The 16,043-nt window shown below is 75.4% G+C and carries 10 protein-coding genes; 7 read left to right on the plus strand and 3 right to left on the minus strand.

All coding sequences use genetic code 11. The features are described from left to right. Positions 1–60: 60 nt before the first annotated feature. Entirely contained in the window at positions 61–1,314 is a 1,254-nt protein-coding gene (locus ACFWUQ_RS17415; RefSeq protein ID WP_384538648.1) for a serine/threonine-protein kinase, read from the minus strand. A gap of 159 nt (positions 1,315–1,473) precedes the next feature. After that, entirely contained in the window at positions 1,474–3,273 is a 1,800-nt protein-coding gene (locus ACFWUQ_RS17420) for a serine/threonine-protein kinase (protein WP_384538650.1), read from the minus strand. Between the two features lie 434 nt (positions 3,274–3,707). Here ACFWUQ_RS17420 and ACFWUQ_RS17425 point away from each other — a divergent pair, with 434 nt between their 5' ends. The 5 genes from ACFWUQ_RS17425 (at position 3,708) to ACFWUQ_RS17445 (ending at position 13,233) form a co-directional block, all read left to right on the plus strand. Continuing rightward, positions 3,708–7,001, plus strand: a complete 3,294-nt coding sequence (locus ACFWUQ_RS17425; RefSeq protein ID WP_384538666.1) for an FtsK/SpoIIIE domain-containing protein — start codon at positions 3,708–3,710, stop codon at positions 6,999–7,001. Positions 7,002–7,131: 130 nt separating this feature from the next. Next, positions 7,132–8,493 (plus strand): ABC transporter substrate-binding protein, encoded by a 1,362-nt coding sequence (locus tag ACFWUQ_RS17430; protein WP_384538652.1) that lies wholly within the window; start codon positions 7,132–7,134, stop codon positions 8,491–8,493. A gap of 4 nt (positions 8,494–8,497) precedes the next feature. After that, positions 8,498–9,904, plus strand: coding sequence for a carbohydrate ABC transporter permease (locus tag ACFWUQ_RS17435; RefSeq protein ID WP_384538654.1), 1,407 nt, complete (start codon positions 8,498–8,500; stop codon positions 9,902–9,904). Further along, positions 9,901–10,851 carry a carbohydrate ABC transporter permease gene (locus ACFWUQ_RS17440; RefSeq protein WP_384538655.1) on the plus strand — a complete coding sequence of 317 codons (951 nt, stop codon included), beginning with the start codon at positions 9,901–9,903 and terminating at the stop codon, positions 10,849–10,851. Before ACFWUQ_RS17435 ends, ACFWUQ_RS17440 begins: the two co-directional genes overlap by 4 nt. A 111-nt stretch (positions 10,852–10,962) precedes the next feature. After that, complete coding sequence (locus ACFWUQ_RS17445; RefSeq protein ID WP_384538657.1) at positions 10,963–13,233, plus strand: CDP-glycerol glycerophosphotransferase family protein; 2,271 nt, start codon at positions 10,963–10,965, stop codon at positions 13,231–13,233. A 141-nt stretch (positions 13,234–13,374) separates the two neighbouring features. On the opposite strand, the gene ACFWUQ_RS17450 is transcribed toward ACFWUQ_RS17445, so the two are convergent. Next, on the minus strand, positions 13,375–14,022 hold the full coding sequence (locus tag ACFWUQ_RS17450; protein ID WP_384538659.1) for a TetR/AcrR family transcriptional regulator: 648 nt from the start codon (positions 14,020–14,022) through the stop codon (positions 13,375–13,377). A gap of 190 nt (positions 14,023–14,212) precedes the next feature. Here ACFWUQ_RS17450 and ACFWUQ_RS17455 point away from each other — a divergent pair, with 190 nt between their 5' ends. Then, positions 14,213–15,184, plus strand: a complete 972-nt coding sequence (locus ACFWUQ_RS17455) for an ABC transporter permease (protein WP_384538661.1) — start codon at positions 14,213–14,215, stop codon at positions 15,182–15,184. Next, positions 15,177–15,947 carry an ABC transporter ATP-binding protein gene (locus tag ACFWUQ_RS17460; RefSeq protein WP_384538662.1) on the plus strand — a complete coding sequence of 257 codons (771 nt, stop codon included), beginning with the start codon at positions 15,177–15,179 and terminating at the stop codon, positions 15,945–15,947. Before ACFWUQ_RS17455 ends, ACFWUQ_RS17460 begins: the two co-directional genes overlap by 8 nt. Positions 15,948–16,043 lie beyond the last annotated feature (96 nt).

The raw sequence follows: 16,043 nt of genomic DNA on the forward strand, positions 1-16,043 counted from the left end.
GGCCCCGCCGGCATCGCGGCCGCGGGCCGGGCCTGCGCCCCGGCTGCGGCGCCGTACGGGCTACGGGGCGCGCGAGCCCGACTGCTTGCTGTCCGGGGCCGGCGGCTCGTCCCCGCCGCCCGACAGGGCGAACCAGCTCCCCACCCCCACCGCGGCGGCCAGCGCCAGCGCCGAGGCCGACAGGACCAGCCGCCGCTTGCGCGCCGCCTCCGCCCGGTGCCGGGCGGAACCCGGCCGGTGGCCGCCGGCGGGCCGGGGCACGCGGGCGGTGCCGAGCGCGCCGCCCGCCAGCTCGTCCGGGCCCGGGACCCGCATCGAGGTGTGGGTGTCCCGGTTGGAGTCCGTCGCCGACCCCGGCACCAGCGGGACGACGCCCCGGCGGCGGACCGGGTCGGCGGCGGCGGCCTCCTCGGCCTCCGAGGGCTGCGGCTCCGCGTCGTCCGGCTCGTCCACGTCCAGCGGCGGCATACCGGCCAGCAGCGGCAGCAGGTCCCGCAGGCGGACCGACAGCTCGGACGCCCGCAGCCGCGAGGCCGGGGCCTTGGCCAGGCACTGCACCATCAGCTGCCACAACTCGTCGGGGATACCGGGCAGCGGCACCACGGTCTCGGTGACGTGCCGGCGCAGCACCGCGCCCGGGTGGCCCCCGCCGAACGGGGTGAAACCGGCCAGCAGCTCGTACAGGACGGTCGCCAGGGCGTATATGTCGACGGCCGCCCGCGGGGGCAGGCCCTCCACGATCTCGGGCGCCAGGTAGTCGGGGGTGCCGATGATCCGGGTCGTCGGGGCCGAGACCCGCCCCGCCGAGGCCCGGCGCGGGGAGTCGATCAGCTTGGCCACGCCGAAGTCGGTGAGCAGCGCCGGGTGCGATCCTCCCGGGCCGAGCGGGCCCTGCATGTCCAGCAGCACGTTCTCCGGCTTGACGTCGCGGTGCACGACCCCGGCCGCGTGCGCCGCCGCCAGCGCGTCGGCGACGTCGGCGACGATGGCCACGGCCGCCTCGGGGGCGAGCCGCCGCTCCCGGTCGAGGCGCGTGCGCAGGTCCGTACCGCGCACGAGGTCCATGACCAGGGCGAGGTCGTTGCCGTCGACGACGAGGTCCCGGACGGAGACCACGTGCGGGTGGTCCAGGCCGAGCAGCGCGCTGCGCTCCTGGACGAAGCGTCCGACCAGCTCCTGGTCGGACGCGAGGTCCTCGCGCAGCAGTTTGACGGCGACGGGCCCGTCCGGCCCCTCGCCCAGCCACACCGTGCCCGCGCTGCCGCGCCCCAGGATCTGGTGCGCGGTGTACCGGCTGCCGATCTTCCGTGCCACGACTGCTCCCTCAGCGGCTGGCCTACGCACCAAAGCTACGCGGCCGGACCCCGGTTGGAGGCCAGTAGGGGCCCCGATTCGCGGCGACCTCCCCTTCTACGGGCGAAATCACGCCCCAGAAGTCGACAAATCCACGATGTCGGCGCCGCGGGGTCCCGCTCAGGGTGTGCCGCCGCCCGTGGTCCCGCCGATGTCGCCGACCCAGGTCGCGATGTCGGAGCCCCACGTCCACACCTGGTCCCACCAGCCGCGGCCGGTACCGACCCACTCCTGGAGGGGGGTCATCTCCCAGATCAGCCATCCGGCGACGAAGAACATCAGGATCAGGACCAGGCAGCCCTTGAGGCAGCCGAGCCCGGGGATCCGCACCGGGTTGGCGCTGCGGCGGCGCGGCTCGCGCGGGGCCCGCTGCGGCGGCGCCTGCGGGGGCTGCTGCTGCGGGGGCTGCTGCTGCGGCTGCTGCGGCTGGCGGTACTGGGGCTGCTGCGGCTGCTGGTACTGCTGCGGCTGGTGCTGCTGCGGCTGGTAGTGCTGCGGCGGACCCGGCGCGTACTGCTGCTGGGGCGGCTGCTGCGGCGGCTGGGGCGGTCGCTGGTACGGCTGCTGCGGTCGCCCCTGGCCGCGGCCCAGCTGGCCCTGCTGGCCGTACGGCTGCTGGGGCGGCTGGGGCGGCTGCTGGCCGTACTGCTGGGGCCGCTGCTGCGGAGGCGGAGGCGCCTGGCGCTGCGGGCGGCGGCGCAGGGGGTCCTCGCTCGGGTCGAGGTACTGCATCTGGGTCTGCTCGTTGCGGTCGCGCGCGGCCGCCATCTGGGACTGCCACGGGTGCGGCTGGTCCGGCCGGTCCACGGGCGGCATCACGGACGTGGCGTCCGCCGCCGCCCCGCCGGCCGCACCCGCGGCGGGGAGCACGGAGGTGGCGTCGGCCGCGCCGACCGGCGGCATGACACTGGTCATGGCGTTGGGGTCGTAGGCACCCGCCTGGGGGCCGGCGCCGGGCAGCACCTGCGTGAGGTCGGCGGCGCCCGGCGTCTCGGGGACCGGGGCGGGCGAGGGGTCGGGCGCGAGCAGCGCGCCGACGCCGAGCGCGGCCTCGACCTCGGCGGCCGAGGAGTGCACGCCGATGCCGGCGGCGACCACGCGCAGGGCGCGCGCCAGGCTCTCGGCGCTGGGGCGCTCGTTCGGCTCCTTGCGCAGGCAGCGCTCGACGACCGTCCACAGCGGTTCGGGCACGGTGGAGGGCCGCTGCGGGTCCTCGCTGAGGTGGCGGTGGAGCACTTCGAGTGCGGTACCGCCGGCGAACGGCGGGCGGCCGGTGAGCAGCTCGTAGAGCAGGATGCCGGCGCCGTAGATGTCGACGGCGGAGGTCTGCGGGCGGCCCTCGGCGGACTCGGGGGCGACGTAGGCCGGGGTGCCGACGAACTCGTGGGTGCGGGTCAGACCCGGGGAGTCCGCGAGGCGGGCGATGCCGAAGTCGGTGAGCATCGGCCGCATCTGGCCGCCGCTCTCGTCGAGCAGCACGTTGGCGGGCTTGAGGTCCCGGTGGACCACGCCGTCGGCGTGGCTGGCGGCGAGCGCGTCCGCGATCTGGGCGGTCAGCAGGCTCGCGGCGACGGGGCTGAACGGGCCGTTCTCGCGCAGGTACCGGTGCAGGTCCGGGCCGTCGATGAGGTCCATGACCAGGGCGAGCAGGTCGCCCTCGACGACGAGGTCGCGGGTGCGCACGATGTTGGGGTGCGTGAGCCGGAGCAGGACGGCGCGCTCGCGCAGGAAGCGCATGACGATGTCCGGGTCGTGGGCCAGCTCCTCCTTGAGGACCTTGATGGCCACGGTCTCGCCGGGGCGCCCGGCCACGGCCGCCTCCGCGCCGGCGGTCTCCCGCTGGTGGGCGCGCCAGACGGTGCCCGTCGCGCCGCGCCCGAGCGGCTCTTCGAGCAGGTACTTGCTGCCGACTGGCCGCACGTCTCGCGCTCCCCTGCTGTCGTCTGTCTCGTCGATATGTTTTCCGGCCCACTCTAGGGGGTGTCCCCGGGGTAGACGCCGAGCACCTGAGGTTGGTTGCCGCACATGTGTACGCAGGGTGATTTTCCCTGGGTATGCCGGAGGCGATTTTCCCGGGCTTCGCCGGTCACCCGCCCGGCCGGGGTGTGCGCCGGGGGCGCCTCGGCGGCGGGACGCGCCGGATCAAGATCAATTGTCGGCGGGCGCCGGGCGTGTTGTCCACGACAGGTGCGAGGATGCACCCGTACGGAACGGCACGGGACGGGAGCCCCGCCTTCCGGCAGACCTGACCGGACGACGCGTCCGTGCCGGGTGGGGGCGGTCGGGCAGCCATGCCCGCGGGTCCCTGCCGGGCGCACGCACCGCGCACCGCGCAGAAGGGACCGCTGACGGCGATGCAGATCCGGCTGACCGTCCTCGGGTCGCGCAGCGGCCACCAGACCGCGACCGGCCCCGCCCGTTGTGACGTGCTCGTCACCGCGCCCGCCGGCACCGCGCTGGCCGCGGTGGCCTCCGGGCTCGCGGCGACCGTCGGCGGCCCCGACACGGGCGGCACGGTCGTGCTGTACGCGGGATCCGAGCGGCTGGACCTCCAGCGGCGGGTGCTCGGCGAGCCGCCGCTGGTGGACGGTGCGGTACTGGCCCTGAACGCGCCCGTACCCGACGGCCTGCCCGAGGAGAGCCTCGGCGCGCCGCAGCTGCACGTCGTGGCCGGTCCGGACGCGGGCGGGGTGCACCTGCTGCACAGCGGCCGGATCTCGGTGGGGCGCTCCGCCGACGCGGACGTCCCGCTGGACGATCCGGACGTGTCCCGGCTGCACTGCGCGGTCACGGTGACGCCCGACGGCCGCGTGGCGGTGGCCGATCTCGGCTCGACGAACGGCACCACCCTGGACGGCGCCCCGGTGGGCCCGCGATCGGTGGCCCTGCCACCGGGCGCGCTGCTGCGGGTCGGCGAGTCCACCCTGCGCCTGGCCGCGGCGACGACCGCGGCCCCGCCCCGCCCGGTGACCCCGGACCTGGAGGGGCACCTCTCCCTCACCTCGGCGGCCGCGGGCCGGGCCGCGGGCCCCGAATCCGCCGGTACGGGCATGCCCTCGGCCGGGGTCCCTTCCCCCCGCTCCCCCGAGGGGCGGCCCGCGCCCCCCGCCGGCGGCGGGACGAACGGACCCGGCGACGGCGCGGGCGGCCGGGGCGCGGCCCGCCCCGCCGAGCCGCACGGGACGGGGTCACCCGCACCCGGAGCCGCCGGAGACCGGACGGACGGACGAGGTACGGACGGGCGCGGTACGGACGGGCGCGGTGCCGCAGCAGTTGACGGAGATTGGCCCGGCGGACGCGGGACGGACGGACGCGGGACGGACGGACGCGGGACCGCCGCCGACGGAGACCGGACCGACCCACGCGGGACGGACGGACGCGGGACCGCCGACGCCGACCGGACCGGCGGGCGCGGTACCGACCTGCGCGGCAGCGACCTGCGCGGCAGCGACCTGCGCGCCCCCGGCGGCGCACCGTACGCGCCCGCCGCGGCGCGACTCCCCGGCGGCGGTCCCGCCGAGGACGACGGGCGGTCGGCGGTGCGGCGCAAGGGGCTCGGGGCCTGGGCCCGGAAGTGGGTGCGCGGGGAAGAGGCCGCGCAGGCCCCGGCCGAGCCCGCGCCGCCCGCCACCCCGGCCGCGCCCGACGCCGACGACCCCGCCGCGCTGCTGCTGGCCGCGCTGGGCCCCACCGAGCGGCTGTGGTCCCGTACCCCCGGGCACCCCGCCGCCCTGGAGGTCGGACTCGGCGCCGGCAGCCGCGTGGCGCTGCGCTCCGTCGGGGCGCTCGGCGTCGCGGGCCCCCGCGCCCGGCTGGCCGGAGTCGCCCGCAACCTGGTCGCCCAGCTCGCCGGGCTGCACGCGCCCGCCCAGCTGGAGATCGTGCTCATCGCCGCCGACCGCGCCCGCGGCCTCGCCGACCGCCGCCGGGACTGGGGCTGGCTCGGCTGGCTGCCCCATGTGCGCCCCGCGCACGGCCAGGACTGCCGGCTGCTCCTCGCCTACGACCGCGACCAGGCGGCCGCGCGCACCGGCGAGCTGACCCGGCGCCTCGACGACAGCCCGCTCGGCACGCACTGGGCCGCCGCCGATCCCGAGCGGGTGCGTCACGCCGCGGCCGCGTACGAGGGCCCGTACACCCTCCTCGTGCTCGACGGCGATCCCGGCGCGGGCCCCCTGCGCGATGTCACCGGCCGTCTCGCCTCGCACGGCCCGGCCGCCGGGATCCACGTACTCGTCCTCGCCGAGGCCCCCGCCGCCACCCCCGCCTCGCCGGTCGCCGAGACCTACGAGAGCGCCTGCGCGAGCGCGCCCGCCTTCCGGGACTGCGGGGTGGTCGCCCTGCTCAGCGGGGACGTCGCCACCGCCGTACGGACCTTCGCGATCAGCGCCGGCCGGCCGGTGCCGTCCGGGGGCACCGCCACCGCGGACGCCGTCTCCGCCGCCTGGGCCGAGCGCTTCGCGCGGGCCCTGGCGCCGCTGCGCGCGGACGGCGGCGGCGCCGCCGAGCCGTACCGGCCGGCCGCCGCGACCCTGCCCGCCACCGCCCGGCTGCTGGACGAGCTGGGGCTCGCCCGGGCCACCCCGGCGTCCCTGATGGCCCGTTGGGCGGCCGCCACCGACCAGGGCCAGGACTCGGGCGGTCTCGCCGAGATCGTCCTGGGCAGCGGCCGGCGCGGACCCGTCGGCGCCGAACTGGTCCACGACGGCCCGCACCTGATCGTCGAGGGTCCCGCCGGGAGCGGCCGGACCGAGCTGCTGCGGTCGGTGGCGGCCTCGCTGTCGGCGGCCGCCCGGCCGGACCGGCTCGGGCTGCTCCTCCTCGACGGGGCGGGCGGCGAGCGCGGCGACGGGCTGCGGCCCTGTACCGAGCTCCCGCACGTCTCGGCCCACCTCGTGGCCTCCGACCCGGTGCGCATGCGCGAGTTCGCCCAGTCCCTCGGCGCGGAGCTCAAGCGCCGCGCCGAACTGCTGGACGGGACGTCGTTCGCGGACTGGCACGCCCGCCGCGAAGTCTCCGACCGTATGGTCGCGCCCCGCCGCCCCACCCCCGGCGAGCAGGGCGGCGACGTGGAGACGCAGCGCACGGGCACCCTCCGGCTGCGCGCGTCGGCGCTGCGCACCGATCCGGCCGGTCCGAGTCCGCTGCCGCGCCTGGTGGTGCTGGTCGACGACCTGGACGCACTCGTCGCCCCCGGGCTCGGCAGTACCGGCCGCCCCGCCGCCGGTTCGGTGGTGCGGGCCCTGGAGGCGGTGGCCCGGGACGGCGCCCGGCTGGGCGTCCACCTGGTGGCCGCCACCGCCCGCCCGGACCGCACGGCGCAGACCGGGCCGGCCCGGCTGGCCACCCTGCGCGTCGAGTTGGACGCCCCCGACCAGCCCGGACCGGGCCGGGGCCTGCTCCGGTACGCCGACGGGCGGACCGTGCCGTTCCAGGGCGGCCGGGTCACCGGCCGGATCCCCCGTACCGCGACACTGCGGCCGACGGTGGTCCCGGTGGAGTGGGAGCGGATGGGCGATCCGCCGGCCCGCCGGCCCGTGCGCGAGCTGGGCAACGGGCCGACCGACCTGGCCCTGCTCGCCAGCGCGCTGGACCGGGCCTCGCACCTGGTCTCGGCGACACCCGTCCGCTTCCCGTCGGCGCCCTGAGCAGCCCCGGACTGCCGCCCCCGGGGATCGAGGCGGTATTGCGGGGGCGCGCGGGTCGGCGTAGACCTGTGGTCCAGGACACACACCGGACGACACCGGGCACCACGCACCGGGCATCGGGGGCAGAGTCATGCGCGCGCACGGAACGAGGCGGACGACACCCACCTGGACGGCACTGGCGGCGGCGGGCGCGCTCGCGCTCACCGCGTGCGGGGGCGGCGGGGGCGCGGCGGAGCCGGATCCGCCGGGCGGCTCCCAGGCCGCGCCCCGGGTGCAGTTACCGAAGCTGACCGGGGAGAAGCTGGAGGTCGCGGCCGTCTGGACGGGCCCGGAGCAGGAGAACTTCACCAAGGTCCTCAAGGAGTTCGAGAAGCGGACGGGAGCCACCGTCACCTTCGTCCCCGCCCAGGATCCGATCGTCACCTTCCTCGGTACGAAGATCGCGGGCGGGGAGCCGCCGGACGTGGCACTGCTCCCGCAGGTGGGGGCGCTGGTCTCGGCGGTGCGCAACAAGTGGGTGCAGCCGGTGGGCCCGGAGGCTCAGGCCCAGCTCGACGCCAACTACTCGGCGGGTTGGAAATCGCTCGGCGCGGTCGAGGGCGCCCAGTACGGGGTCTACTACAAGGCCGCCAACAAGTCGCTGATCTGGTACAACGCGAAGGCCTTCGAGGCGGCGGGCGTCAAACCGCCGACGACCTGGAAGGAATTGCTGACCGCGGCCGACACCCTGTCCGCCTCCGGCACCCCGGCGGTCTCGGTGGCGGGCGCGGACGGCTGGACCCTCACCGACTGGTTCGAGAACGTCTACCTCTCCCAGGCGGGGCCGCAGAAGTACGACCAGCTGGCCCGGCACGAGATCAAGTGGACGGACGACAGCGTCAAGCAGGCGCTGACCACCCTGGGCGAGCTGTTCGGGCGCGGGGACTTCCTCGCCGGCGGGGCGAGCGGGGCGCTGTCCACGGAGTTCCCCAAGTCGGTGACGCAGACGTTCACCGGCGGGGACCGGCCGGCGGCCGCGATGGTCTTCGAAGGGGACTTCGTCGCGGTGAACATCGCGCAGACCGAGGCGAAGGTGGGCGAGGACGCGCTGGTCTTCCCCTTCCCGGCGGTCGGCGCCAAGGCGCCGGTCGTCTCGGGCGGTGACGTGGCGGTCGCGTTGAAGCCCTCCAAGGGCGCCCAGGCCCTGCTGACGTTCCTCGCCTCGCCGGACGCGGCGGAGATCCACGCCCGTGCGGGCGGCTTCCTCTCGCCCAACAAGGCGGTCGACCCGGCCGCCTATCCGAACGACATCCAGCGGGGCATCGCGAAGGCGCTGATCGCGGCGGGCGACGACTTCCGCTTCGACATGTCGGACCAGGCCCCGGCCGCCTTCGGCGGGACCCCGGGCGCGGGCGAGTGGAAGGCGCTCCAGGACTTCCTGGCGAACCCGTCGGACGTGGCGGGTGCCCAGGCGAAACTGGAGGCTGACGCCGCCCGGGCCTACGGGAACTGATCCCGTGCCGGCCCCCGCACCGGACTCCGCCCCCGCCGCCGTCCCCGTACCGGGGCGGGCGGCGGGCCCCGGGTCCCGTTCCGCTGCGCCCCCTGCCCCGGCCCCGGGTCCTGCGGCCCGTTCGCCGGAGGCCCGGCGTCGCCGGCTGATCGCGGCGGCGTTCCTCCTCCCGGCCCTCGTCCTGCTCGGCGCGCTCGTCGTGCAGCCGATCGGCTACTCCCTCTACCGCAGCTTCTTCGACCGCTCCGGCGACGTGTTCGTCGGCGCCGCCAACTACCGGCAGATCCTCTCGGACGACACCATCCGCACGGCTCTGCGCAACACGGCGCTGTGGGTGGTGCTGGCGCCGGCCGTGGCCACCGCCCTCGGCCTGATCTTCGCCGTGCTCACGGAACGGGTGCGCTGGGGCACGGCGTTCAAACTGCTCGTCTTCATGCCGATGGCCATCTCCATGCTGGCGGCGGGCATCATCTTCCGGCTCGTCTACGACCACGACCCCGACCGGGGCGTCGCCAACGCCGTCTGGGTCGGGGTGCACGACACCTTCGCCCAGTCCTCGGCCTTCCCCAAGGCGCGCCCCGGCCGCGACTCCCCGCTGGAGCCGTCCGAAGGAGGCGCGTTCGTCACCCGCGACCCCGTCCGCGCGGGCACCCCGGTCCTGCTGCCGCTGGTCGGGGTGGCCCCGGAGTCACTGCCCCCGGGGACCTCGACGGCGGCCGCCGCGGGAGCCGAGCCCGGCAAGGTCACCGGAACGGTGTGGCAGGACTTCACCCGGGGCGGGGGCGGCCGTACGAACGCGGTCGACGCCACCGAGCAGGGCTTCGCCGGGATGCGGGTCGAGGCGGTCAGGGACGGGCGGGTCGTGGACGCGGCGAGAGCGCGCGCCGACGGCACGTTCACACTGTCCGCGAGGGCCGACGGGGCGCGGCTGCGGCTGCCCGGGGCGAACTTCCGGGAGGCGTACGGAGGCGTCCAGTGGCTGGGCCCGGCGCTGGTGACCCCGGCGGTCATCGGGTCGTACGTGTGGATGTGGGCCGGCTTCGCGATGGTGCTGATCGGGGCCGGGCTGGCGGCGGTGCCGCGCGAGCTGCTGGAGGCGGCGCGCGTGGACGGGGCGAGCGAGTGGCAGGTGTTCCGGCGGGTGACCGTGCCGCTGCTGGCCCCCGTCCTCGTGGTCGTCCTGGTCACCCTCGTCATCAACGTCATGAAGGTCTTCGACCTGGTCTTCGTGATCGCGCCGGGCGCGGTCCAGGACGACGCGAACGTCCTCGCGCTCCAGCTGTACCGGACCTCCTTCGGCACGGACGCCGATCCGGGCCTGGGCAGCGCCATCGCGGTGCTGCTGCTGGTGCTGGTGGTCCCGGTGATGCTGGTGAACATCCGCCGGCTGCGGAAGGAGCGGTCCCGATGAACGGTTCCCCGAAGCCCGCCGGGACGCCCGCTTGGACGCCGGCCGGGACGACTGCCGACAAGCCCGCCGAGAGGCCGGCCGGGAACCCCGCGGGGAAGCCCTCGTGGGCGCAGCGCGCCGCGGGCGGCCTCGGAGGCGGGGTCCTGCGCCTCTTCCTGGCCGGGGCGGCGCTCTTCTGGCTGCTGCCCACCCTGGGCCTGCTCGTCTCCTCCTTCCTCTCCCCCGCCGACCTCAACGGGGGCGGCTGGTGGCAGGTGTTCACCGCGCCCGCGCGTCTGACGTCGGAGAACTACGAGCGGCTGCTGGCCGACGAGGCGATCACCGGCTCCCTGCTCAACACCGTGGCGATCGCCGTCCCGGCGACCCTGCTCGTCCTCGTCCTGGGCTCCTTCGCCGGATACGCCTTCGCCTGGCTGGAGTTCCCCGGCCGCGACGCGCTCTTCCTCGTCGTCGTCGGCCTGCTCGTGGTCCCGGTGCAGGTGGCACTGATCCCCGTCTCGGAACTGTTCGGCGCGGTCGGCCTGTTCGAGACCACCGCCGGGGTGGTGCTCTTCCACACCGCCTTCGGGCTGCCCTTCGCCGTGTTCCTGCTGCGCAACTTCTTCGCGGAGATCCCGCGCGAGCTGCTGGAGGCGGCCCGCCTCGACGGCGCGGGGGAACTGCGCCTGTTCGCCCGCGTGGTGCTGCCGCTGGGCGGCCCGGCGATCGCCTCCCTCGGCATCTTCCAGTTCCTGTGGGTGTGGAACGACATGCTGGTCGCCCTGGTCTTCGCCGATGCGGCGAACCCTCCGATCACGGTCGCGCTCCAGCAGCAGGTACGGCAGTTCGGGAACAACGTCGACGTCCTGGCACCGGGCGCGTTCCTGTCGATGGTGGTGCCGCTCGTCGTGTTCTTCGCCTTCCAGCGGCAGTTCGTCTCGGGGGTGATGGCCGGCGCGATCAAGTGACCGACGTGCGGCGGCGGCGCCGCGTAACCCGAATGCCGCACGGGGCGTAACCCGATCACCACGCCGGGGGTTCCTGGGCCACATGCCCGCCCGCCGACCCCTGGATGTGCCGTGCCCCGGTTCAGCGTCATCGTGCCCGCGTACAAGGTCCAGGCGTACCTCCGGGAGAGTCTGGACTCGGTCCTGACCCAGTCGTACCCGGATCTGGAACTGATCGCGGTCGACGACGCCTCCCCCGACGCCTGCGGTTCGATCATCGACGAGTACGCGGCCCGGGATCCGCGGGTCACCGCCGTGCACCTGGCGCACCACCTGGGACTGGGCCCGGCCCGCAACGCGGGCCTGGCCCGGGCCACCGGCGACTACCTGGTCTTCCTCGACGGCGACGACACCCTGACGCCGGGCGCGCTGCAGGCCGTCACCGACCGCCTGAAGGCCACCGGCTCACCCGACGTGCTGGTCTACGACTACGCCCGCGCCTTCTGGACGGGCGAGGTCGTGCGCAACCAGTTGTCGGGGCGGCTGTCGGAGGAGGGTCCGGCCAGCTTCCGGCTCGCCGACCGCCCGGCGCTGCTGGGCCTGCTGATGGTGGTGTGGAACAAGGCGTACCGGCGCGAGTACGCGGAGCGCGAGGGCCTGAGCTTCCCACCCGGCCTGTACGAGGACACTCCCTGGACGTACCCGGCCCTGCTGGCCGCGGAGTCCGTCGCCGTCCTGGACCGCGTCTGCGTCCACTACCGCCAGCGCCGCACGGGCTCGATCCTGACCACCCCCGGCCGACGCCACCTCGACGTGTTCGACCAGTACGACCGGGTCTTCGCCTACCTCGCGGGCCGCCCGGAGCTGGAGCGCTGGCGCCCCGCCGTGCACCGGCGGATGGCCGAGCACTTCTGCGCCCTGTACGCCGACCCGCGCCGCCTCCCGCGCGCCGGCCGGGCCGAGTTCTTCCGCCGGGCCTCCGCCCTGCTGCGCCGCTACCGGGCCCCGGGCGGCGGGAGCGCGCTGCCGTCGCCGCTGTCCCTGACCGACCGCCTCCGGCACACCCTGATGCGCCTGGGCACCCGGCGCACGTACCGGCTGCTGTCGCTGCTGCGCGCGGCCGGGACGGCGGCCGGGCGCGGGGCGACGGCCGTGGGGCGCGGACTGCGCGAGACGTCGCTGCGCCTGCACTACCGGATCCAGCGCCTGCTGCCGCTGCGCCCGGAGCTGGCGGTCTTCTCCGCGTACTGGCACGGCGGTTACGCCTGCAACCCGGCGGCGATCGAGGCGAAGCTGCGCGAACTGGCGCCCAGGATGCGGACGGCGTGGATCTGCGAACCCGCGCACGCCTCCACGCTCCCGAAGCAGACGACGGCGCTGCGGCCCGGCTCCGCGGCGTACTGGACGGCCCTGGCCCGGGCCACGTACCTGACCACGAACGTCAACTTCGACCGCGCGCTGGTCAAGCGCCGGGGCCAGGTCCTGCTCCAGACCCAGCACGGCACCCCGCTCAAGCGGGTCGGCCTCGACCTCCAGGACCGCCCGGCGGCGACCCCCACGACGGACTTCGCCGGGTTGCTGCGCGGCGCGGACCAGTGGGACTACCTGCTGTCCGCGAACCGGCACTCCACCCTGGTCTGGGAGAAGGCCCTCCCCTCGGCGTACACCACCCTCGAATACGGCTACCCCCGCAACGACGTCTTCCACCGCGCCGGCCGGACGGACGTGCGGGAGCTGCGCGAGCGCCTGGGCGTCCCGACGGGCTCCACGGCGATCCTCTACGCGCCCACGCACCGCGACTACCGGCGCAGCCGGCCGGACCACCTGGACTTCGAACGGGTACTGCGCGACCTCGGCCCCCGGTTCACGATCCTGGTCCGCACCCACCTCACGTACGCGGGCACCGGCGCTGCGCCCATCGACCACCCGCGGCTGATCGACGTCTCCGCACACCCGTCGGTGGAGGACCTCTGCCTGGCGTCGGACGCGCTGGTGACGGACTACTCGTCCCTGATGTTCGACTACGCGGTGCTCGACCGGCCCATCGTGATCCACGCGGACGACTGGGAGGCGTACGAGGCGGCCCGGGGGACGTACTTCGACCTGCGGTCCTGCCCGCCGGGAGCGATCGCCCGGACCGAGGACGAGCTGGTGGACATCTTCGCGACGGGGCACTGGCGGGGCTCGCGCTCGGCGCAGCTGCGCGCCGCGTTCCGCGGCCGGTTCTGCCCGTACGACGACGGGCACGCGGCGGAGCGGGTGGTCCGGCGCGTCTTCCTGGGCCAGTCCGCCCCGTTCCCGGCGATCCTCCCCCCGGAAAACCGCCACCCCTGCCCCTCTCCCACCGAAGCCACCCCACCCCCCGCCCCAACCCCCCTGACAACGTCCCCCTTCCCCTTCTAACCCCGCCGGCGTTCCAGCCCCGCCGGCGTTTGAGGCGCGGGTCCGGGCAGAGCCCGAATCAGCCCCGCCGACCCCCTCCAGCCCCGCCGGCGTTTGAGGCGCGGGGTCCGGGGCGGAGCCCCGCGAGGCCGAGCCGCAGGCTCACACGCTCCGCAGCCCCGCCACCACCGACCGCGCCAACTCGTCCAGATACCCCGCCGGGACGGCATCCCGCACGACGACCTGCCGCCAGTACAACGGCCCGATCGCCAGATCGAGCGCCCGCTCCGGCGACACCCCCGCCGCCAACTCCCCCCGCGCGACCGCCTCGCCGACGATCCCCTCCGCCAGCCGCCGCTGCCCGTCCAGCAGCGCCCCCCGCACCGCGTCCGCGATCTCCGGGTTCCGCGCCGCCTCGACCAGCAGGTCAGGGATCACCGCCGACGCCACCGGGTGCCCCAGCACGTGCGACATGACCTCCAGCAGGGCCCGTACGTCCCCGTACAGGGACCCCGTCGCCGGCACGGGCAGCCCGTCCGCCGCGAAGGCTGCCACCAGGTCGAGCACCAGGTGCAGCTTCGACTTCCAGCGCCGGTACACCGCCGTCTTGCCGACCCCGGCCCGGCGCGCGATGCCCTCGATGGACATCCGGGAGAACCCGACGGCGGCCAGTTCCGCGAGCACCGCGGCTCGGATCGCCTCGGTCACGTCCTCGCGCAGGACGGCCGCTCCGGCCGGAGCCCGCCGAGCGGCGGTAGGCGCGGGAGCGGCGGCGGACGTGGGAGCGGGGGCGGCGGAGTCCTGGGGCATGCACGGAGCATAGCCCCACCTTCGTGACGACGATACGGTTGCGTTCCGACGCACCGCCGCCTAACCTCGCGGTAGCGACGATACGGACCCGTCCCATCGCCAGCGACGCCCTGACCTCGACGTGACGACGGCACGCACCGGACCACCCCGGACCGCCGGCCACGCCCCGACCCCGGCGAAAGCGACCCTTGTGACCACCGCGACCGCACCCCAACCCGCAGCCCCCCAACCCCCCGCACCCCAATCCGCCACACCCCCGCCCGCGGCCCCTCCGCCCCCGGACCCGCCCTCCTCCGCCCACCTCGCGGAGCTCGCCGCCGCCCACGGCCTCACCCTGAGCGGCGCCCGCCCCACGCTCCCCCGCTACATCGCGCAGCTGTGGGGCCGCCGCCACTTCGTCACCGCGTACGCGACCGCCCGTATGCGGGCGCAGTACAGCACCGCGCGGCTCGGCCAGGTCTGGCACCTGGCGACCCCGCTGCTGAACGCCGCGGTCTACTACTTCGTCTTCGGCGTGGTCATGCGCGCCGGCCACCAGGTGCCCGACTACGTGCCGTTCCTGATCACCGGCGTGTTCGTGTGGGACTTCATCGGAAGCTCCGTCAACGCCGGCACCCGCTCCGTCCACAGCAACCGCGGTCTGGTCCGCGCGCTGCACTTCCCGCGCGCCGGCCTGCCGATCTCCGCCGTAGTCCAGCTCTTCCAGCAGCTGCTCGTCTCCATGGGCGCCCTGGCCGTCCTGCTGATCGCCCTCGGCCAGACCCCCGGCCCCGCCTGGCTGCTGGCCGTGCCCACCCTCCTCCTGACGGCCGTCTTCGCCGCCGGCTGCGCCATGGTCCTGGCCCGCGTCGGCAGCAGGAGCCCTGACGTCAGCCAGTTGATGCCGTTCGTCCTGCGCACCTGGATGTACTCCTCGGGCGTCATGTGGTCCATCGACACCCTGCTCACGACGGACCACCTGCCGCACTGGGTGTCCCTGGCCCTCAAGCTCAACCCGGCGGCCGTCTACATCGACCTGATGCGCTTCTCACTGATCGACAGCTTCCCCGCCCACGCGCTGCCGCAGCACGTCTGGTGGATCGCACTCGGCTGGGCGCTGCTCGCCGGGGCCGGCGGCTTCGTCTACTTCTGGAAGGCCGAGGAGGAGTACGGGCGTGGCTGACACCGAAACCAGGACCCCCACCGTGATCGCCGACGGCGTCCACGTCGTCTACCAGGTGCGGGGCGGCGGCCGCAGGGGCGGCGCCACCGCCGCCCTCAGCCGGATCTTCTCCCGCGGACCGGCCCCCGGCGTCAGCGAGGTGCACGCCGTCAAAGGCGTTACCTTCACCGCGTACAAGGGCGAGGCCATCGGCCTGATCGGCTCCAACGGCTCCGGGAAGTCCACTTTGCTGGCCGCCATCGCCGGCCTCCAACCGGTGGCCCGGGGCAGGATCTACTCGCAGGGCCGGCCGTCCCTGCTGGGCGTGAACGCCGCCCTGATGAACGAGCTGTCCGGCGAGCGCAATGTCGTGCTCGGCGGCCTCGCGATGGGGATGGCCAGGGAGCGGATCCGCGAGCGCTACCAGGACATCGTCGACTTCTCCGGCATCAACGAGAAGGGCGACTTCATCTCCCTGCCCATGCGTACCTACTCCTCCGGTATGGGCGCCCGGCTGCGGTTCTCCATCGCCGCCGCCAAGGACCACGACGTCCTGATGATCGACGAGGCCCTGGCCACCGGCGACGCGGCCTTCCAGCGCCGCAGCCAGGCCCGGATCGAAGAGCTGCGTGAACGCGCCGGCACCGTCTTCCTCGTGAGCCACGGCATCAACACGGTCCGCGAGACCTGCGACCGCGCGATCTGGCTGGAGTCGGGCGTACTGCGCATGGACGGCCCGTCCGAGGAGGTCTGCGCCGCGTACGAGGCCTCCACCCGCCGCTGAGTCGGCCCCCCGCGATCCGCGCCGGGCGGCGTCCGCGATACGGCGCCGGGCGCGCCCGGGGACGGCGAAGGCCCCGGCCCCCGGAACGTGCCGGGG

Source organism: Streptomyces sp. NPDC058662, assembly GCF_042716255.1.
GTDB lineage: Bacteria > Actinomycetota > Actinomycetes > Streptomycetales > Streptomycetaceae > Streptomyces.